Origin of the sequence: Streptomyces sp. NPDC028722, from assembly GCF_040637655.1 — a bacterium.
GTDB lineage: Bacteria > Actinomycetota > Actinomycetes > Streptomycetales > Streptomycetaceae > Streptomyces.
This window is the reverse complement of record NZ_JBEZWU010000003.1, coordinates 221,091-238,952: the sequence shown is the minus strand read 5'-3', so window position 1 is coordinate 238,952 and position 17,862 is coordinate 221,091. Positions and strand designations below refer to the sequence as shown.

The following is a 17,862-nucleotide window of genomic DNA, read 5'->3' as shown; positions in this document are numbered from 1 at the left end:
AACGACGGCCTGATCCCCGCCGCCGTGTGATCCGGAGAGGCGGTCGTGCCCCGGCCACCATCGACCCGGGTGACCCCGGCGACGGGCACGCCGAACGGGCCGCCGGACGGCCTGGAGTCCGGCCCACGGTTCCCCCGGGACCCCGCCCCTGGCCCCGCACGTGGCCGGCGACCCCACGGCCGGCGTCCTTCTGTCGGCCGAGGTGAGGGAGACCGGCTACCGCGAGACCCTGTCCGGCGCGTGCGGCACGGAGGCACGGAGCGTCTCGGCACAGCAGCGCGTCGCCGTCCCGGGCGCCTCCCCGCAGACCTCGCACACCGGGTCAGGTCTGGGGTGCGCCGTCCGGCCGGACGTCGGCGAACTCCCACCAGGCGAGCGGCAGCCAGTCACCGTTGACGAAGCCGTCGACGGACCCACCGGTGCCTCGTATGGTCACCGGGGTTCCTGCCGGATAACTGGTGCCGGACAGCCCTGACACCGGGACGAGCAGCTTGCCGAGACGTGGCGTCAAGGTTCTTGATCCTCTCCGAACCGTACGGGAACAGGACTTCGCAGCCCTTAGGTGCAAATCATCTCATCATGCGCCAGTCTGGAATATGAGGAAGCACACAGAAGGCCGACCGAGCTGCATGGATCGAGCCCGTTTCCGCGATGGACGGCGAGGTTCTCCCGCCCGCCGGTCCCCTGCGTGATCGAGCAAACACACGTAGTGGAGGTGCTCGACGATGAGGGCTGTTGTGTACAAGGGACCGTTCGAGGTAGCGGTCGAGCAGGTGGAGGATCCCCGGATCCAGCACCCGAACGATGTGATCGTACGCGTGACGTCGACCGCCATCTGCGGCTCCGACCTGCACATGTACGAGGGCCGCACCGCCGCCGAGGCCGGGATCGTCTTCGGCCACGAGAACCTGGGGGTCATCGAGGAGGTCGGTGAGGGGGTGACGACGCTGAGCCGTGGGGACCGGGTCGTCATGCCGTTCAACGTCGCGTGCGGCTTCTGCAAGAACTGCACGGCGGGCTTCACCGGCTTCTGCGTGACCGTGAACCCGGGCTTCGCCGGTGGCGCCTACGGCTATGTGGCGATGGGCCCCTACATGGGAGGGCAAGCGGAGTACGTACGCGTGCCCTACGCCGACTTCAACTGTCTGAAACTCCCCGAGGGCACCGAGAAGGAGACCGACTTCGTCCTGCTCGCCGACATCTTCCCCACCGGCTACCACGGCAACGAACTGGCCGACGTGCGCCCCGGCGAGAGCGTCGCCGTCTACGGCGGCGGCCCGGTCGGACTGATGGCCGCCTACTCGGCGATCCTGCGGGGAGCGAGCAAGGTGTTCGTGGTCGACCGGGTGACCGAGCGGCTGCAGAAGGCCGAGGAGATCGGCGCCATACCGATCAACTTCACCGAGGGCAATCCGGTCGAGCAGATCCATGAGCAGACCGCGGGCGAAGGCACGGACAAGGGCATCGACGCCGTCGGCTACCAGGCCCAGGCGGGCGGCGAGGGCCGCGAGGAGCCGGCGACCGTGCTGAACTCACTGGTGGCGACGGTCCGGGCGACGGGCGCTCTGGGCGTGCCGGGCCTGTATGTGCCCCGCGACCCGGGCGGACCGGACGAGCAGTCGAAGCAGGGCATGCTGATGGTCGCCATCGGCCGCCTGTTTGAAAAAGGACTGCGCGTGGGCACCGGCCAGTGCAACGTCAAGCGCTACAACCGGCAACTGCGTGACCTGATCATCGAGGGCCGTGCGCAGCCCAGCTTCGTCGTGTCCCACGAACTGCCCCTGGAACAGGCGCCGACGGCCTACGAGAAGTTCGACAAGCGAGTGGAGGGCTACACCAAGGTCGTTCTCCACCCACAGGCGTAAGGGCAACCCATCGACGGCCGACGCCGGCACCCGGGAGCCGGTGACGGCACGCGAGTGGCACAGACCGGAAACGGCGGAGGGCCGGTCCGGGAGGAACTCCTCCCGGACCGGCCCTCCGCCACCTCCGACCCTTGGCCGGCTACGTGAACCCTTGGCCGGCTACGTGCCCCGACCGGATTCGAACCCTCCGTACCTGAACACGCCTGCCGCCACCCTCAGTCGACGTCCACCCGGCCGTCCTTCGGCTTCGGCTCCTTGCGGGCAGCCAGCTGAAGCAGACCGCCGTCCTCGCTCTCCTCGGAGCGGCGGCCGTCGGAGTCGTGACCGTTCAGGTTCTGTCGGACCGAGTCGAGGATCGTCAGACCCTGGGACACCAGGCCGGCGGCGATCTCGCCGAGACCGTCAGCGCCGTTGAGGACGTTGACGTTGGCGCCGGCGAGGCCACCGGCGGCCTCCTTGACGATCTGCGGGAGCTGGTCGATCAGCATCCGGTCGAGCGCGACCCGGTCGTACGAGGCCGCCGCCTCCGCCTGGATCTTCATCCGCTGCGCCTCGGCGGCCGCGAGGATCCGGACTCGCTCGGCCTCGGCCTCGGCGGGCTTCACGATCTCGGCCACCAACTGCTGCTGACGCAGCTTGGCCTGACGCAGGGCCAGCTCCGTCTGGGCGGCGAGCACCTCCTGCTGGGCGTCCGCCTGCGCCAGCGGTCCGGCCTGCGCGGCCTTCGCCTGGGCGCGGTCCACCTCGGCCGAGTACTCGGCCCTGACGATGGCGGTCTGCCGGGCGTACTCGGCCTGCTCACGGGCCGCCGCCTGCTCCGCCTGCGCCGCGGCCTGGGTGGCCTGCGCCTGGGCGATCTGGGCCTGCCGCTGGATGGCCGCCTTGTGCGGCGCCGACATCGCGTCGATGTAGCCGGTGTCGCCGTCGTCGATCGACTGGATCTGAAGGGAGTCGACGGTCAGGCCGATCTTCGCCATCTCGGTCTTGGAGGTGTCCAGGACCTCCGCGGCGAGCTTCTGCCGCTCGGTGACGATCTCCTCGACCGTCATCGAGCCGATGATGGCCCGCAGATGGCCGGCGAAGATCCGGCCGGTGAGCACCGACATCTGCTCCTGGTCGGAGAGGAACCGCTGGCCCGCGTTGATGATGCTCTCGTGATCGTTGCCGACCTTGAAGGCGATGACCGCGCGGACGTGCAACGCGATGCCCTGTCTGGTCACGCAGGTCTCGGTGACCTCGGACTCGCACATGGACAGGGTGAGGAACCGGACCTTGCGGAAAACCGGGAGCACGAACTTGCCGTGGCCCGTCACCACGCGAAACGGCGCACCCCCGAGGCCCCGCCTGCCTCCCGAGATCAACATCGCCTCGTCGGGGGCGGGGACGCGGTATCCGAACATGCCTGTACTCCTCAGTCGGCGTCGGCGATGTCCTCGCCGAGCGCGTCCAATGGATCCACCCACTCGATGACGCCGACCTCACGGCATCCACGCGATTCGATCACGAGTACGGTCGCGCCCGCGGACAGGGGGTTGTCCGACCAGGCGAGGAAGGTCTCGGAGCCGCCCCTGACCCGCACCAGGATCTCGCCGGGGCCCGCGGATCCGCGAGTCCCGATGAGCACCTTCCCGGTGCAGCCGACCACGGCCTCGTCCTGTGGCATCACCGGCGGCCCTCCTCGTCCTGACCCCATGATTCCGACGATAGCCCCAGCCCGGCCGGGACCCAACGGCCAGGAGGCCCCGCTCTGCATCACCGGAACGAACGCGCCCCCGGGCCATGCCGACGCCGCGCGCGAGGCACCCGGTCCGGCGCCGACTGCACGACCGCCCACCCGTCACCCGCACCCTCACCCGGCTGACGCCTCAGGACCGAGAGAGAACCTGTGGACCTGCCCGGCGAGGACGATCGCGGCGATCGATCCAGGCGCGCCGCCGCGCGTTGACGTCGCCGACGGTGCGCCGCCTCACCAGGACCACGGCCCGGGACCGCCACGTGCCGGGACATCCGCGCGGTGAGCACGCCCGGCCGGTAGTGTGTGCCACGAGCGGCCGGGTACTCGGGTGCACCACCGGGAGGGGCGCCCCGCAGGGACCGAGGCCGTCACGGCTCGACGGCTGCGGGCACCCGTCGTCCCCCATCCCTCCTGCGAGGCCTCCGATGAGCCGTCTCTTCTCGCCGCTCACCCTCCGCGGCACGACCTTCCCGAATCGGGCCTGGGTGGCCCCCATGTGCCAGTACAGCTCGGTCGACGGCTATCCGCAGGACTGGCATCTGGTCCATCTCGGCTCCCTGGCACGCGGCGGATCAGGCCTGGTCATGCAGGAGGCGACGGCAGTGGAACCTGAGGGCCGGATCACCCCCTCCGACGCCGGCATCTGGGACGACGGGCAGGCCGCCGCGTACAAGCGGATCACCGACTTCGTCCACGGGCAGGGGGCCATTGCCGGCATCCAGATCTCCCATGCCGGCCGCAAGGCGTCGACGGCACCACCCTGGGAGGGTGACGTGTACGTCGAACCTGAGGCCGGAGGATGGCAGACGGTGGGACCGTCACCGCTGCCGTTCGGCGACTGGCCGGCCCCACGGGAGCTCGGCGCGGGCGACATCCGCGATCTGGTCCGGGCCTTCGGCGAGGCCGCCGCGCGGGCGCTGTCCGCCGGCTTCGAGGTCCTGGAGATCCACGCCGCGCACGGCTATCTGCTGCACCAGTTCCTGTCACCCCTGTCCAACCACCGCGGCGACGAGTACGGAGGCGATCTCGACGGGCGCAGCCGTTTCCTCGTCCAGGTCACCGACGCCGTACGGGCGCAGTGGCCGGAGGACCGCCCGCTGTTCGTACGCTTCTCGGCCACGGACTGGGCCGACGGCGGCTGGACCCCGGAGGAGACGGTCGAACTGTCGCGGCACCTGGTGGGCCACGGCGTCGATCTGGTGGACGTCACCAGCGGCGGGCTCGTCCACAACGCCCGTATCGAAGTGGAGCCCGGCTACCAGGTGCCCTTCGCCCGAGCCGTCCGCGAGGGCGCGGCCCTGCCCGTCTCCGCGGTCGGCCTGATCACCGCACCGGAGCAGGCCGACCAGATCCTCGTGGACCGCTCGGCCGACGCGATCATGCTCGCGCGCGAACTGCTGCGCAACCCGACCTGGCCGCTCCGCGCGGCCCGCGTGCTCGGTGACGACGTCCCGTGGCCGAAGCAGTACCAGCGTGGCCGCCCGCGTCATCGCTGAGGCCGCGGTCACGCGAGCACCCGGGAATTCGGCACGAGGCAAGGAGGTTTCCTCCGATATGAGCGATCCATGCGGCAATGCCGCCTTTCTGGCACCCCGGAGCGAGTCGATGCGTGCGCTGCTCGCGGCCGACCGTGCCGGCACGCTCCAGCAGATATCCGCCCTGAGCCGTGAGTTCGAAGGGATCGTCGAGGCGAACGCACTGGTGGCCATTGACGACGAGCACGACCCGGAGGGGGCGAGCACGGCTTTCGAGCGGGCGCACGTCGCCGCCCTGCTGTCCCGGGCGAGCGAGCATCTGAACGATCTCGACCACGCCCTGGAGCGGTTGGAGAGAGGCGACTACGGCCGCTGCGAGCAATGCGGTGAGCCGATCCCGACGGAACGCCTCGAAGTTCGCCCGGCGGCGAAAACCTGCGTGCGCTGCGCGTCCGTGGCCCGTCGAAGCGCGCACAGTTGAGGGCGAGACATGTCGTACGTGGGCGGCAAGCACGAAGAACGACAGCGCGATGATCCTGGCCCATGCCGCCCTGTAGCGGTCCGGTCGCTCACGCATCGCTCACGAGCTGCCGGCTGCTGAGAAGCGCGTGGGTCAGATCGGGCCGAGGTCGATCTTCACCGAGTTCCAGAAGCGCGGCGCGCTAAACTTCCACGCCGCCGTACGCCTCAACGGTCCGGCGGGACCCGGGACGCTCCCGCCCGCCTGGGCCACGGTCGACCTCTCACGGACGCGATACTCGCCGCCGCCACGCACTCCTACACCTCGGTGTTGGTGCCGGTCGTCGAGGAACAGCCCGCTCGTACTTTTCGATGGGGCCGACAGCTCGATGTCCGGCCGGTGAAGGCCTTCGGTGACCGCTCCGACATCACCGAACAGGCAGTTGCCTCGTATGTGGCCAAGTACGCGACCAAGGCCGCAGAGAACACCGGCACCCTGGACCGCCGCATCGGCGAACTCGCCGAACTCGACCGCCACCAAGTCCCCGACCACACCCGGCGGCTCATCACCGCGTGCCGCGACCTGGACAGCCTGGCAGGAGTCCGTCTACGTCTTCACCACCCGCACCGGCCGCCCGGTCGAGCTGCGCAACCTCTACCGCTTCTTCACCCGCGTCACCCAGTCCGCCGGTCTCCGCGTCATCCGCCTCCACGACGCTCGCCACGGCACGGCCACGCTCCTGACGGCGGCCGGAGTCGCGCCCCGTGTCGTGATCGAGATCCTCGGGCACTCCCAGACCAGCATCACCATGGACGTCTACACACACGTCGTCCAGGACACCCAGCGCGAGGCCATGAGTGACATGGACCGGCTGCTGCGGAGGCGCCTCGGTCGCCAGTGACCACCGGTGTTGATGGCAGAAGCCCCGAACCTGATAGGTGCGGGGCCTTCTGCAGGTGCACCCGCCTCTGCTGGGGCGAAGCTGATGACTATGACTGTGTGTCCTGCGAGGTGCCTTCGGAGCCCCGCGCGCGACTGACCATTTCCTGTGCAAACTCGCGGTAGCGCGCCACCTCCTCGTCGAACTCTGAGTTGTCCATGTCCAAGCCCGAAGCTGGCCCAGGCAGCCGCGCAAGCTCGCGCAGGGTCGGCTCGTAGTCCGGAGCGAGGCCCTTATGACATGTGCTACAGAGGGTGACGAGATTTTCCTCGGCTGTCGGGCCGGCCATTCGCCAGGGCACCAGGTGGTGCACATGCAGCTCGATGTCCGTGTAATCGCTAGGTCTGCGACCACACACCACGCACCGAAAACCGTCACGCTTGATGACTTGCATCCATAGCTTCTTGCTGGGAGCCCGACGCTCAACCGCATCGTCCGAAAGGTGCTGAGTACCGAGATACCCGAATCCGCCCACCTCGATGGAGCCGTCATGCATGCACTCCGAGGGTGCGATCACATCGGGCAGGTGGTCTTCAGCAACTTGCTTGGCGACCAGAGCGTTCCCGCCGATCCGCAGATAGACCGCGAGGCTGGCGTCATCATGCACGGAGACCCAGTCCCGTCCCATCGCGGACCAGGCTTCGGCGACACCTGCGGGATTAACGAGGCTGGCGGCCCGTATCTCCCAGCGCGGGTTCCGTTCGGAGAACCCAACCCAGTAAGTCTGTGCCCCCCAGAATGGGCGCCCACGGCGATTGGCTCCGAGGGTGAGGGCGTAGTAGTCACCTGCGGGCTCAAACGTCTTCATGGTGCGAAGCACCTGCAACAGTTTTGTCCTAGCAGGGCTCTGCTCGTCTGTCATGGCATGACTGTGGCACGCAGGACTGACACAAACCCTGCTCGTCGAGCCCCTACATACTGGAATACGTCAGATGACGCCGTAGCTGGCCTTCGTGCCATCCGTTGGCATGACAACCGCTACGGCGCTGACTCCGTCGCGGTGGCCGGAGTCGCGCCCGTGTCGTGATGGAGATCCTCGGGCGCTCCCAGATCAGCATCACCATGGACGTTTACACGCACGTCGTCCAGGACACGCAGCGCGAAGCCATGAGCCACATGGACCGCCGGCTGAGGAGGCGCCCCGGTCGTCAGTGATCGCCGCCGTTGATGTCAGACCTGGATGTCAAAGAGCACCTACGGAGATCCGTAGGTGCTCTTTTGCCTGGTGCCCCCGGCAGGATTCGAACCTGCGACACCCGCTTTAGGAGTTCGCTCCGCCAGCTCAGTGGCCTAGTTCTCGTCGCTCAGACCTCGCCAGCGAGGTGCACGAAGGCTTTCCGGGGTACGGCGAAGTGCACGCTTGTTGCCGTCAACGACTGCCGTCAGTGCGTCGCCGACTGGGGAGTGAAGACACCCCTGACGTCGCCCGACGTCTCTGACCTAACTTGAAGTATAAAGTTTTTTCAGTTTTTCGGCCACAGCAGCATGAGCGTCCCAAATGCTGTCGCCGTAACCCTCCAGCACCTCTTGAGCCGGTATTACTCTAGGCCCGTCAGGGAATAGTTCGCGAGACATCGATTCAGTGACGAGCTCATTGAGCTCATCATCAAACAGCAATTCATTCAAGCGCCACACCTCCGCAGCCTCCGACTGTAGGCGAGAGCACAACTCTTCCGCTGCGCTTGAGTCTCTGTCGCCCTCGTGACTCCGGTGCCATCTCGCAAGCGCATCTGCCGCCGCCCTCAGCTTGTTAAGCGTTCCATAGACGTCAGATAGGACTTGTATCTCGAAGTTCTTTTTTCCTTCAAGGAAAGCCTTGCTCGTTTCATATTCCCTTGCTTCTCTCTCTCGCGCGTTCTGTCGCTTCTCGGCGAGGGAAGAATTGAGCTGCGCAAGAGCTGCACCGAATACAAATGATGCAACTGGCCATACGGTGTCGAAGTGCGGCATGCCAGTAGGGTACTTGTGTCAGCGCACACATCGGGCTGTTTTGGCCGATGTCATCAGGGCGCGAGGTGACTGAGTGGAACCCGTAATTGTAATCCTAACGTTGGGCAGGGCCCTTAAGATCCGAACTCCAATAAGTACCGTTCGTGATGATTTGCACCAGAGGCGGCTGGAAGGCGGCAAAGAGTGCGTCGCACACGCGACGAAAACCGGCCCTGCCTTATGCGCCGCCGGGGTCGGGCCTCTCCGCAGTGGTGGCGAGTCGTGGGAGCCTTGGCATGATGACTGGCGCACGGAATTAGGGGTTCATCCCGCCGGCTCAGTGGCCTAGTTCTCGTGGCTCAGACCTCGCCGGCGAAGTGCACGAAGGCTCACCGACGTTCGGCGAAGTGCACGCTTGTTGCCGTCAACGACTGCCGTCAGCGCGTCGCCGACTGGGGAGTGAGGACCTCTTGGCGCCACCGCCACACCACCGCGGCGGCCGAGGCCGATCGGCCGCCGCCATAGACGGCCCTAGGGCACGACCGACAGGTTTTACACGTAGCAAGCGCCGACCTACCTCAACTTTTCCGCTGGCCGACGTCCGGTGCCCCATGGATGCCCCATCTAGATACCGAGGGGATCACCGCAGGCATTCTAAGCATCGAAGCTGCGGCGACATGGCGGCTCGGACGTCGCCCTTAGTGAAGAAGCGACGTCGGGCCCGAGCGACCTCACAGGATCGACGTGGATGCAGAGCTGGTCTGTGTTGGAACGGTGGCCGATGGTGTTGTCGGCCGCTGAGGGCCACCCTGCGGCGGCCCACGGGCGACCCGACAGCCCAGGGCCTTCGGCCTCCGCGCTTCGCCCAGTCCCCACTGGCGTCGTGGGTGTCAACTCCACTGCCACTGGTAGAATTTGGGGCGACATCGGGCCCCATCACCGGGAAGGGGCAGCCTGTGCGGACGCCGAGTCCTGCCGCCGTACGGGTGCTAGGTCACTCACATGCGGACCGGCAGGAGCGGAAGACCCAAGCGTAACGAGAGGTTCATCCCCTCTCTTGGGGTGAAGCCGTTGAGTGCGGCCGGGACTTCGCCAGCCCGAACCCGACAGGTCATCTTTCGCAGGCGGTGGCGAAAGGTCTTCCGTGCCCCAGAACGTTGATGACGCCGCAGGCGCTGTCGACCACCCTGCGTACCTCTTCCACTACACGACCGAAGAGGGTCAGCGCAGGATCCTTGAGAGTCGACTCCTGCTTCCTTCCCTCCGGAGTAAGAACTCGAAGGACGCCCGACACGGAGACGGCCAGTACCTGACGGACATCGCCCCAGGTAGCCTGACCGGCTCCCACCTGTCCCAGGCTCTCGTGCGGATACCGTACTGTGCAGCCAAGTTCACTCACTTCATCCAGATCGAGACGACCGGACTGACAGTACGCTTTGGACGGGCCCATGTGTACGTGGTACCCGGAACCGATCCGCTCGACCTGACGGGACGGATCAAGGACTGGGGAATGAATTAACATGCGTTACCTCAAGGTTGCTTGGCATCACACATCTCCCGATGACCCAGTGATTATCTGGAGTGAAATCGGCGAGGACGGTTACGAGGTCCGCAAGGTGGAGCAATTTGCGGACGGGCGTTTGGGCTACGCAGATGCCAGCACTTCGGTAGGGGGTAGCGAGCTAGGTGAATTCCCTGTCCCCGAAGTGGCCACCATCGCGCAGCAAAAGGAATTCTCGCCAGAAACAATCAGCGCAAAAGCATTCGCGAGAAAATGGATTGCCGCCCGCAGCCCGAAGATGAAGAGCGCGAAAAGCAGCAATCGCGCAAAAGTTCGCTTGCGGACCAGCAAGGGTGCATCTAAGCGAAATCTCACTGTGCTCAAAACGCGTAGAGGATGGTCGGTTATGGCTGCTGGAAGTCGCAGGGTTATCGTCACGCTAAAGACGCGTGACGCCGCCCTTGAATGGGCAAGGGAAGCGCTGCGCACCACAAAATCATCATCAACGCGTATCGCAGTCACTGGCGAAAAGGTATCCAACGTAGCCCGTGAACGGAAGAAGTGATCGCCTGCCTTGGTCGCCTCGGCAGCAGGCGGGGCGGCACCCGTTCCGCATGCCGCCCTTCTGGTGTGCCTGGCCAGGCAGGCAGAGGCCGTAACTGGAATGAACCAGCGTAACTCGCTTTGCAGGTTTGTCCGGGCCGGTCAGGGGCTGATCCGGGGCCGTTCATCCTTGTTCAGCGCAGTACCCCGGAGCGGGGCGCGTACTTCAGTGAACGAGGGTGGACGGGGCTGAACGAGACGGAAACTGAGACGGACTCACCGCGCCTCATCAGGCACGATGGGTCGTCTCCGGGGCGAGTCGGCTCGTGAAACCGGCGTCACGGAGACGCTCGTAAGCCGCCTCGACGTCCCTCGGAGTCTCCTGCTCGATCATGAACCCCTGGCGGGGGTAGATCATGAGTCGTTGCTGAGCGCCGACCAGCATGTCCACCACAAGCCGTGGGTCCCTAATCGAGTCGACGTAGTCGCGGAACCCCATAAGAGTGGACGTGCTCACCCATTCGACGGTGGGCCACAGCTTGCGTGCCGTCGCGTACGCGCGCCGTTCCTCGTAGGGCTTGCTGACCAAGAGGACGGATGAAACAGGCACCTGTCGCTCTTCGAGAAGCGCGCGAGAGAACCGGATGTTCTCGCCGGTGTTCCGGGCCCTTGGCTCGACAAGGATGGCGGCAGCCGGCACCCCCAGCTCGACAGCGCGCTCGCGGTAGTGCTCAGCCTCACCGCGAGGCATCCGTTCCTGCGTCGTTCTGCTGGTCGCCCCGGTGAAGACGATGAGCGGCGCCATGCCACGGTGGAAGAGGTCCGCCGTGGTGTCGGCCACCCCGAGATCATGGCTCCCTAGGCCGATGGCTACCGAACACGGACGCACTTCGTGCCCCATCTGCTGGAAGTCCCAGAGACGCTGAGCGTCCGACCAGGACTGCTGCGAGATCACTTCCCTGTTCCGCCTTCCGCCGCCGAGTCTGGAACCTTGAAGTCGTACGTCCATGAGAAGCGCGTCGCCGCATGCACGCCCAAAGCAAATTCGACCACCGTGCCATCGGCCGTGAAGGTCGTTCGGTGTAGCTCTACGACCCACTCGCCGGGCGCAAGCTGCAAGAGCTGCACTTCGTCAGTGGTGGGGACCCGGGCAAACAGCGTCTCTCGCATGTGATCGATCTCGTAGCCCGCGTCGTACAGCACGCGGAACCCGCCGCCCTTGCCGGCCGGGCCCGGTTTGGGATCGACAATGCGCGTTCCCTCAACGTGCTCCGGCCGATAGTAGCTGGTCAGGGTGTGTGTGGGCTGCGTTCCTTCCTTGACCAGCCGCGCGCGGGCGTAGACGTCAGCTCCTTCGGGGAGGCCGTGCGCCGCCGCTGCTGCTGGTGGCGCCGGAACCTTGCTGACTGTCTGCGTCTGCTCATTACGCCGGTAGGAGCGGCCGGACGCGACCCGGTCGGCGATGAAGGCGACCTCGTCGCCATCCCTCCACTTGGCTTTGTCGTAACGCTCGATGCCGAGCCGCTTGAGCGGCGGTCTGTCGCGTACGACCGTGCCGTGCCCACGGGAAGACGTCACTAGCCCCTCGGCTTCCAGTGCCTTATATGCCGCGTGAACGGTGGACTTCGAGCCTTCGCCAGCCTCCACCAAGTCTCTGATCTGCGGCAACTGTTCACCCGGTGCGTATCCACCGGACCGAATCTTCTCCGCAATCCGATCCGCAAGCTCTCGCCACTTCGGTGCCATGCAGAACCTCCCGTCGACAGCGACCAGTGAAGCACAGTCCCAGGACTGTTGACTGTCCTGGGACTGCGTGCCATTCTCTTCCCAGGCCGCTCGCAGTCCTAGGACAGCGAGATGGGAGGTTCCTCTTTTGGTTGCCTTCCACGTCGGCTAGGGGTCCGGGACAGAGCGGGCCGAGGGCGCACCCGACCCTTTGCACTCGGGAGGGCTTAGACCGAAAGGTCATGTCTCCATACGCCTGAAACGGGAGCTCGTGTTCCCGAAGGAGACGCCGCACGAAAACGACCACAGCAGTGTTTGCCCGCTGCGGCCGGTTGCCTCCGTTGCTCGTCTCGTACGAGCAGCGCTGAGGGGAGCCGGAACAGGCCGGACCGGAACCGAGGGAGACCCTCGTGCCGAAGTACAGCTTCACCGCCGAGAAGCTCACCGACACCCTGACCCGTGGGGAGACCACGAGCGCGAGCGGCACGTTGAACGCGCCTTCGCCGCAGGCCGCCAAGAAGGCGGTAGAGCGCAGCTTGCGCAGCAGGGGATACGAGCCGACCGGCGACATCACGATCACCCAAAAGTAGACACATCTGCCTGTCCCACCGACACCCGATGAACGGCGCGCGCCCCCGGAGGTGCAACTCCGGGGGCGCTGTTCGGGCCGTTTCCACCTGCTAGGGAGACCACGACCCATGAACCACATCGTCACTGTTCAGGACGCTGTTACCGCGTTCGCCGAGTGGCTGGAGCCGACGGCCGCGGAGCTGGACGCCATCGAGCAGGAGATGCCGCTGATCCTGGCGGACGTCGACCTGGTCGACGCGCAGATCATCACCCTGGACCGCACCCCGTCCGAGCTGGACGCCCGCCGTATCCGCCGGGCCCGCCGTCGGGTGCTGGCGGAGCGGGCGGCCCTCGCCAACCGCACGGGCACGGTGAGCCTGCCCGGGGGTGCCGCATGAGTACGACGACCGGACGAGACCTGGCGGCCGCGCACGCCGAGGTGAAAGCGGAGATCGCACGGACCGACGGCAAGACCAGTCTTCTGCTGGCGTTCGTCGGCGCAGTCCTGGCCGGCGCCTGGAGCGTCGGTCACGACCTGCCCCTGAACTGGCCGGCCCGGATTGCGGGCGGTGCCGGCATGGTGGTGCTGCTGGTCGCGGCCGGGCTGCTGCTGCGCTCGGTCCGCCCGAACCTGCGCGGCCGGCACGGCTTCCCCTTGTGGGCCACGCTGACGGCCGAGGAGATCAGCGACGCCGTCACCCGGGACTTGGCCGCCGACATCGCCGGGCTGTCCCGCCTCGCGGTCGCCAAGTTCACCTGCCTGCGCCGCGCCGTCGACCTCACCCTGGCCGGCGGAGCACTGCTCATCCTCGCCGTCCTGATCACGGTCGGGGGTGCGCTGTGACGCTGGACGAACTCACCGTGCCGCTGCGGGCCCTGCGGCTGCTGGCCGTCGACTTCCCGCACCTGCCCGCCCCCGACGTGGACGTGTCACCCCTCTACCCGGAGTGGTTGCGGCTGTCCTTCCACGACACCTCGTGCGAGAGCCTCGCCGCGTTCGAGCAGTGGCGCACCGCGCTGCGGATCACCCCGGGCGCGGTCGACTCCTGCACCCAGAGCGACGGACGCACCCGCGTACTGAAGGCCGATGGCCTGTTCGCTGGTGCCGTCATCGTCCTGACCGCCTACGCCCATGAACCGGCCACCGACCGTGCCTCGGCCGGACAGGCGGGAGGTGCCCGGTGAAGGCGAAGACCGTTCTGCCGGCCGTCGCGATGACGGCCGTGTCCATGGTCCTCACCCTGGCCGTGGTCGTGATGTGGCTGGGCACGGCGATGCCGTGGCCCGTCGCCCTGATCGTCGGTGTGGGCATCGACGGGGGGTGGCTGGCCACCCTCGCCTACGAACGGCGGCTGGCGGCGCAGGGCGACCACAGCCGCGCGGTGACCGCCGTCGGATGGTGCTTCGGCACGCTGGCGACCGGCGTCCTCATCGCCCACGCGCTCACCGTCGACCAGTCCACGGGGGCGTGGCTGGCGGTGGCGTGGCTGCCGGTCGCGGCCAAGGCCCTGTGGCTGGTGCACGGGCTGTGGGAGCGCACCGCGCTCACCGCGTCCGCCTTGGGAGCGATCCGGGGTATTCAGCAGGAAGCGCGGGATGAGGCGGCCGTGGCCCGGGCCCGACTACGGGCGCAGGCGGCCACCGAGGAGACCCGGCTGACGGCCGTGACGGGCGCCGGGGCCCGCGTCGCCCGCGTCCAGGCACGCACCGCCCGCACCTTGTCGGAGGCGTGGTCGACGCTGGAGACGGCGCGGGACGGCGAGGGCACCGGCAGGGCCCTGGCCAGCGTGACGGCCCCCGTCACACCCGGCGTCACACCCTGCTGGGACCTGCCCGTGTGGGGGCCCACCGAACCGGTCGCGGCCCCGGCCCTGGAGGCGGGTCCGCAGCTGACCGACGCGGCCCTTGAGGCGTTGGTGGATGAGATCCGGAACAGCCGGACGCCCGCTCTGTCCTACCGGGAGATGGCGGCACGCTTCCGCGCGGCCGGCCACTCCGCCTCCGAGGTCCGCCTCCGCGCCGCATGGAAGCGCGTGGCGTGACGCGGTGCCGCCGGTTCCCCGACGGCGCCCGGCTCCGCTCAGCCCAAGACGCCCCACCAGCGCAGTGCACGCACGATCGCCAACACGACGAGCAGGGCCGTGAACGCGGCCTCCGCCGCATGCCGGCGCGAGCAGAACAGGCGGGGTATCCGCCGTCCGCTCTCCGGTAGCGGTCCCTCGCACTTCAGACACGTGCGGCCTTTGGCTTCTTGGGCGCCCTGCGCCCGATGTCCCCCACCCATGCGGGCGACCCTAACGCGCCCGCTCAAAGGCCGCTGCGCCCGTCGCATCCCACCAATCAGCCCCCGAGGAGGGCCTGACATGGGCAACCCCGACACCCGTCGCCTGGACAAGGCGATCCAGCAGACCCAGCGCAAGCTGGAAGCGGTCATGAACCGCGAGATGTGGCCCCTGGACAGCCGCGAGCGCCGCGCCGTCCTCGGCGCGGTGGCCGGCGGTTCCTACCAGATCGTGCGGGGCAACAGCCCCGCACGGGCGGAACGGCAGATCGACACCGCCTGGCAGTCCGCGCAGACCCGGCTGACCGCCGAGATCACCGCCTTGCAGAGCGAACGCGCCCGCCTCGTCACCGAGTCCGCCAAGGCCAAGGCCGCGAAGAAGTCCGGCGGGTGGTGGTGACCATGGCCGTCCCCGAGACGCCTCCCGGCGAGTGCCCGCAGTGCTGGCGGCACGCCTACGACTCCCGCAACGCACACCGCCACCTCGGCCCGCGCGAGGACTGCCCGGAGTGCGTGGACCACATGCGCAACGGCTGCCCCTACCTCGTCCCCGGCAAGCGGTCCCGCTGGTGGTGACCGCGCGCCCGATCCGCGCCGGCACCTAACCCCACATCCCACCCGCGTGGCCCGGTGACTCTCCCCATGGCGGATCGAGCCCCGGGCCCGCACACCCCCGCCCCTACCCCATGGGGCAGTCAGGAGTACCCCGCCATGAGCGGAAACGTCGTCCCCCTGCACAAGACCCCCGACCCCGACCCGGCCCCCGTGACCACCCTGACCGTGGTCCCCGACCCGCCCGCCGCGCCTCCCGTCCCGTTGTGGGTGCGCTCGGGCCGGGCCGTCCGCACGGCCCTCACGCACGAGACCACCCGCAGCACCGGCCGCGCGGTGGCCCGGCACTCCCTCTACGTCTACGGCGGCGCGAGGATCTTGACCCGCCGCGCGTGGGATGGCCGGACCGCCGCCCGCTACGAACGCATGCTCCGCACGGCGGAAGCCGCGGGGAACCTGGAGGCGGCCGCCGAGTGGGAGGAACGCGGGCAGCGCTTCCGCGAGGCCCGCCACCGCCGCCGCATGGACCTGCTGCACTCCCCGCTGGACGCGGCCAAGGGCGCGGCCGTCAGTGCCGGCATGGGCATCGGCGGCCTGGTCGTCCTCGGCATCGCCATGGCCGTGGCCACGAAGGACCCCACCGACGTCGTCACCCCGCTCATGGCGGTCGTCAAGTTCATCAACCTGATGATCACCATCGTACGAGTGGTGTGGGGACCGGCGCTCACCATCGGCCCGTTCCTGGCCCTGCTGGCCCTGTGGTCGGTCGGCGCCCACCAGAAGGCCGCACCGCAGTGGGCGCTGCCCGCCAGCGTCCGGACCGGTGAGGGAGAGCCCATCACCCCGTCCATCGTGGTCAAGGCCCTGCGCGACCTTGGCATCCCCGCCCTTCGCAACGCCATCAAGGAGATGGGCGACGCGGGCGCGTCGATGCTCGGGCCGATCCGGATCGCCGGATGCGGTGTCGAGGTGGACGTGACCCTGCCGTCCGGGGTGGCGACGAACGAGGTGCAGACGCGGCGCCGCAAGCTCGCCGAGAACCTGACCCGCCACGAGCACGAGGTGTTCATCACGATCCCCGAAGCGGCCCGCACGGTCAGGTTGTGGATCGCCGATTCCGGCGCCCTGGACGAGCCGATCGGCCCCTCGCCGCTGGTCACCGACCAGACGATGACCGCGAACTACAAGACCGGCAAGGCCCCGTGGGGGCAGGACCTGCGCGGGGACGCCGCCACGATCAGCCTGTATCAGCGCCACCTGCTGGTCACGGGTCTGTCCAACCAGGGCAAGACCGCCGCCCTGCGCGCGCTGGCCCTGTGGCTGGCGCTCGACCGCACGGTGCAGTTCTGGATCGCCGACCTCAAGGGCATCGGTGACTGGGCCATGTTCGACGGCATCGCGCAGGTGCTGATCGAGGGCCCCTCCGATGACCACGTCATCCAGGCGACCGAGATGGTCGAGGACGCGGTCGAGGAGATGAACCGGCGGATCGAAGAGCGGCGCCGCGACCCGAGCGCCGTGTTCGAGCCGCTGATCGTGCTGGTGGACGAAGCGCAGCTGGCGTTCATGTGCCCGGTCGTGGGCGAAGACAAGCGGCCCTACGGCGGCTCCAAGGCCACCTCCCGCTACTTCATGGCCGTCCGCAAGATTCACAACCAGGGCCGTGCGGTCGACGTCCTGATGTGGCAGGGCACCCAGGACCCCACCGACCAGAACCTTCCCAAGCTGGTCCGCGAGGGCGCCCACACCCGCGCATCCCTCGTGCTGGGCACAGAGTCACAGGCCCGGATGGCGCTGGGTGACAAGGCCGTCGACGGCGGCGCCGCCCCGCACCTGCTCAGGCAGGGACTCGACAAGGGAACCCTCGTGGTCGCCTCCGACGGCATCACGATCCCCGCCGGACAGGCATCCATCACGGTGCGGACCCACTTCATCGACGACGAGCCGGCCGCCGAGGTCGCCGACCGGGCCAAGGTCCTGCGCGACGGCGTCTCCACCCTGCGCGTGGTCGAGCAGGGCGAGGAGCGCGACGCGCTCGCCGACGTCGCCTCGGTCATCGGGGATGCGGCCCGGCTGCGGACCAACGAAGTCCTCAAGCGGCTGCACGCCCTGGACCCCAAGGTCTATGGCGACCAGTGGACCAACGACCGGCTCAAGGCACTGCTGGAGGAGCACGGCGAGGAGCCGAAGAAGTCGCACGGCGTCATGGTCGTCCACCGCGATCACGTCCTGCGAGCGCTCGCCAACCGTGATGCGGACGGTTCCACTTCCGCCGCCGAGTAGCGG

20 protein-coding genes, 3 pseudogenes and 1 riboswitch are annotated in these 17,862 nt (G+C 67.9%); of the genes and pseudogenes, 16 read left to right on the top strand and 7 right to left on the bottom strand.

Features of this window, described 5'->3' with window-relative positions; genetic code table 11:
- Window positions 1–322: 322 nt before the first annotated feature.
- Window positions 323–511 carry a hypothetical protein gene (locus AB0F03_RS06365; protein WP_361987085.1) on the bottom strand — a complete coding sequence of 63 codons (189 nt, stop codon included), beginning with the start codon at window positions 509–511 and terminating at the stop codon, window positions 323–325.
- A gap of 214 nt (window positions 512–725) precedes the next feature.
- Here AB0F03_RS06365 and AB0F03_RS06360 point away from each other — a divergent pair, with 214 nt between their 5' ends.
- Complete coding sequence (locus tag AB0F03_RS06360; RefSeq protein WP_361987083.1) at window positions 726–1,865, top strand: glutathione-independent formaldehyde dehydrogenase; 1,140 nt, start codon at window positions 726–728, stop codon at window positions 1,863–1,865.
- Between the two features lie 215 nt (window positions 1,866–2,080).
- Here AB0F03_RS06360 and AB0F03_RS06355 read toward each other — a convergent pair whose 3' ends face one another.
- Both AB0F03_RS06355 and AB0F03_RS06350 read right to left on the bottom strand, forming a co-directional pair.
- Complete coding sequence (locus tag AB0F03_RS06355) at window positions 2,081–3,265, bottom strand: SPFH domain-containing protein (RefSeq protein WP_361987081.1); 1,185 nt, start codon at window positions 3,263–3,265, stop codon at window positions 2,081–2,083.
- 11 nt (window positions 3,266–3,276) lie between these two features.
- Window positions 3,277–3,528, bottom strand: coding sequence for a hypothetical protein (locus AB0F03_RS06350; RefSeq protein ID WP_356946171.1), 252 nt, complete (start codon window positions 3,526–3,528; stop codon window positions 3,277–3,279).
- Window positions 3,529–4,025: 497 nt separating this feature from the next.
- On the opposite strand from AB0F03_RS06350, the gene AB0F03_RS06345 reads away from it, so the two are divergent.
- The 4 genes and pseudogenes from AB0F03_RS06345 to AB0F03_RS06330 form a co-directional block, all read left to right on the top strand.
- On the top strand, window positions 4,026–5,096 hold the full coding sequence (locus AB0F03_RS06345) for an NADH:flavin oxidoreductase/NADH oxidase (RefSeq protein WP_361987079.1): 1,071 nt from the start codon (window positions 4,026–4,028) through the stop codon (window positions 5,094–5,096).
- Between the two features lie 58 nt (window positions 5,097–5,154).
- Entirely contained in the window at window positions 5,155–5,556 is a 402-nt protein-coding gene (locus AB0F03_RS06340) for a TraR/DksA C4-type zinc finger protein (protein WP_361987077.1), read from the top strand.
- A 160-nt stretch (window positions 5,557–5,716) separates the two neighbouring features.
- Window positions 5,717–6,129 (top strand): annotated as a pseudogene (locus tag AB0F03_RS06335) (replication initiator); the annotation flags it as partial.
- A pseudogene (locus tag AB0F03_RS06330) lies at window positions 6,128–6,436 on the top strand (tyrosine-type recombinase/integrase); the annotation flags it as partial. The pseudogenes AB0F03_RS06335 and AB0F03_RS06330, both read left to right, overlap by 2 nt.
- A gap of 88 nt (window positions 6,437–6,524) precedes the next feature.
- On the opposite strand, the gene AB0F03_RS06325 reads toward AB0F03_RS06330, so the two are convergent.
- Complete coding sequence (locus tag AB0F03_RS06325) at window positions 6,525–7,337, bottom strand: HNH endonuclease signature motif containing protein (protein WP_361987075.1); 813 nt, start codon at window positions 7,335–7,337, stop codon at window positions 6,525–6,527.
- 81 nt (window positions 7,338–7,418) lie between these two features.
- Here AB0F03_RS06325 and AB0F03_RS06320 point away from each other — a divergent pair.
- A pseudogene (locus AB0F03_RS06320) lies at window positions 7,419–7,630 on the top strand (site-specific integrase); the annotation flags it as partial.
- A 285-nt stretch (window positions 7,631–7,915) separates the two neighbouring features.
- Here the strand turns inward: AB0F03_RS06320 and AB0F03_RS06315 are convergent.
- Window positions 7,916–8,425 carry a hypothetical protein gene (locus AB0F03_RS06315; protein WP_361987073.1) on the bottom strand — a complete coding sequence of 170 codons (510 nt, stop codon included), beginning with the start codon at window positions 8,423–8,425 and terminating at the stop codon, window positions 7,916–7,918.
- 956 nt (window positions 8,426–9,381) lie between these two features.
- A riboswitch (cyclic di-AMP (ydaO/yuaA leader) is annotated at window positions 9,382–9,546 on the top strand.
- Between the two features lie 2 nt (window positions 9,547–9,548).
- Here AB0F03_RS06315 and AB0F03_RS06310 point away from each other — a divergent pair.
- Window positions 9,549–9,923: an HYD1 signature containing ADP-ribosyltransferase family protein gene (locus AB0F03_RS06310; protein ID WP_361987071.1), complete on the top strand. Its 375-nt coding sequence runs from the start codon at window positions 9,549–9,551 to the stop codon at window positions 9,921–9,923.
- A 1-nt stretch (window position 9,924) separates the two neighbouring features.
- Window positions 9,925–10,470 (top strand): hypothetical protein, encoded by a 546-nt coding sequence (locus AB0F03_RS06305; RefSeq protein WP_361987069.1) that lies wholly within the window; start codon window positions 9,925–9,927, stop codon window positions 10,468–10,470.
- A 267-nt stretch (window positions 10,471–10,737) separates the two neighbouring features.
- Here AB0F03_RS06305 and AB0F03_RS06300 read toward each other — a convergent pair whose 3' ends face one another.
- Both AB0F03_RS06300 and AB0F03_RS06295 read right to left on the bottom strand, forming a co-directional pair.
- Window positions 10,738–11,403: a YdcF family protein gene (locus tag AB0F03_RS06300; RefSeq protein ID WP_361987067.1), complete on the bottom strand. Its 666-nt coding sequence runs from the start codon at window positions 11,401–11,403 to the stop codon at window positions 10,738–10,740.
- Entirely contained in the window at window positions 11,400–12,194 is a 795-nt protein-coding gene (locus AB0F03_RS06295; protein ID WP_361987065.1) for a GntR family transcriptional regulator, read from the bottom strand. The genes AB0F03_RS06300 and AB0F03_RS06295 overlap by 4 nt, the downstream gene beginning before the upstream one ends.
- Window positions 12,195–12,583: 389 nt before the next feature.
- Here AB0F03_RS06295 and AB0F03_RS06290 point away from each other — a divergent pair, with 389 nt between their 5' ends.
- From AB0F03_RS06290 to AB0F03_RS06255, 8 genes are all read left to right on the top strand, one after another.
- Window positions 12,584–12,763, top strand: coding sequence for a hypothetical protein (locus AB0F03_RS06290; RefSeq protein ID WP_361987063.1), 180 nt, complete (start codon window positions 12,584–12,586; stop codon window positions 12,761–12,763).
- A gap of 108 nt (window positions 12,764–12,871) precedes the next feature.
- Window positions 12,872–13,141, top strand: a complete 270-nt coding sequence (locus tag AB0F03_RS06285; protein ID WP_361987061.1) for a DUF6284 family protein — start codon at window positions 12,872–12,874, stop codon at window positions 13,139–13,141.
- Window positions 13,138–13,587 (top strand): Pycsar system effector family protein, encoded by a 450-nt coding sequence (locus AB0F03_RS06280; protein ID WP_361987059.1) that lies wholly within the window; start codon window positions 13,138–13,140, stop codon window positions 13,585–13,587. The genes AB0F03_RS06285 and AB0F03_RS06280 overlap by 4 nt, the downstream gene beginning before the upstream one ends.
- Window positions 13,584–13,928 carry a hypothetical protein gene (locus tag AB0F03_RS06275; RefSeq protein ID WP_361987057.1) on the top strand — a complete coding sequence of 115 codons (345 nt, stop codon included), beginning with the start codon at window positions 13,584–13,586 and terminating at the stop codon, window positions 13,926–13,928. The genes AB0F03_RS06280 and AB0F03_RS06275 overlap by 4 nt, the downstream gene beginning before the upstream one ends.
- A complete protein-coding gene (locus AB0F03_RS06270) occupies window positions 13,925–14,785 on the top strand; it encodes a protein spdB (RefSeq protein ID WP_361987055.1) in 861 nt (286 codons plus the stop codon). Before AB0F03_RS06275 ends, AB0F03_RS06270 begins: the two co-directional genes overlap by 4 nt.
- 321 nt (window positions 14,786–15,106) lie before the next feature.
- Window positions 15,107–15,424 carry a hypothetical protein gene (locus tag AB0F03_RS06265; protein ID WP_361987053.1) on the top strand — a complete coding sequence of 106 codons (318 nt, stop codon included), beginning with the start codon at window positions 15,107–15,109 and terminating at the stop codon, window positions 15,422–15,424.
- Window positions 15,425–15,426: 2 nt separating this feature from the next.
- Entirely contained in the window at window positions 15,427–15,600 is a 174-nt protein-coding gene (locus AB0F03_RS06260) for a pRL2-8 (protein WP_361987051.1), read from the top strand.
- A gap of 135 nt (window positions 15,601–15,735) precedes the next feature.
- Entirely contained in the window at window positions 15,736–17,859 is a 2,124-nt protein-coding gene (locus tag AB0F03_RS06255) for an FtsK/SpoIIIE domain-containing protein (protein ID WP_361987049.1), read from the top strand.
- The last annotated feature ends 3 nt before the right edge of the window (window positions 17,860–17,862 follow it).

Bases quoted from the DNA above. Each gene is read 5' to 3' on its own strand.
- AB0F03_RS06360 (WP_361987083.1), top strand. From the start codon at position 726: ATGAGGGCTGTTGTGTACAAGGGACCGTTCGAGGTAGCGGTCGAGCAG.
- AB0F03_RS06305 (WP_361987069.1), top strand. From the start codon at position 9,925: ATGCGTTACCTCAAGGTTGCTTGGCATCACACATCTCCCGATGACCCA.
- AB0F03_RS06265 (WP_361987053.1), top strand. From the start codon at position 15,107: ATGGGCAACCCCGACACCCGTCGCCTGGACAAGGCGATCCAGCAGACC.
- AB0F03_RS06295 (WP_361987065.1), bottom strand. From the start codon at position 12,194: ATGGCACCGAAGTGGCGAGAGCTTGCGGATCGGATTGCGGAGAAGATT.
- AB0F03_RS06340 (WP_361987077.1), top strand. From the start codon at position 5,155: ATGAGCGATCCATGCGGCAATGCCGCCTTTCTGGCACCCCGGAGCGAG.
- AB0F03_RS06255 (WP_361987049.1), top strand. From the start codon at position 15,736: ATGAGCGGAAACGTCGTCCCCCTGCACAAGACCCCCGACCCCGACCCG.
- AB0F03_RS06260 (WP_361987051.1), top strand. From the start codon at position 15,427: ATGGCCGTCCCCGAGACGCCTCCCGGCGAGTGCCCGCAGTGCTGGCGG.
- AB0F03_RS06315 (WP_361987073.1), bottom strand. From the start codon at position 8,425: ATGCCGCACTTCGACACCGTATGGCCAGTTGCATCATTTGTATTCGGT.
- AB0F03_RS06280 (WP_361987059.1), top strand. From the start codon at position 13,138: ATGAGTACGACGACCGGACGAGACCTGGCGGCCGCGCACGCCGAGGTG.
- AB0F03_RS06355 (WP_361987081.1), bottom strand. From the start codon at position 3,265: ATGTTCGGATACCGCGTCCCCGCCCCCGACGAGGCGATGTTGATCTCG.
- AB0F03_RS06325 (WP_361987075.1), bottom strand. From the start codon at position 7,337: ATGACAGACGAGCAGAGCCCTGCTAGGACAAAACTGTTGCAGGTGCTT.
- AB0F03_RS06350 (WP_356946171.1), bottom strand. From the start codon at position 3,528: ATGCCACAGGACGAGGCCGTGGTCGGCTGCACCGGGAAGGTGCTCATC.
- AB0F03_RS06345 (WP_361987079.1), top strand. From the start codon at position 4,026: ATGAGCCGTCTCTTCTCGCCGCTCACCCTCCGCGGCACGACCTTCCCG.
- AB0F03_RS06285 (WP_361987061.1), top strand. From the start codon at position 12,872: ATGAACCACATCGTCACTGTTCAGGACGCTGTTACCGCGTTCGCCGAG.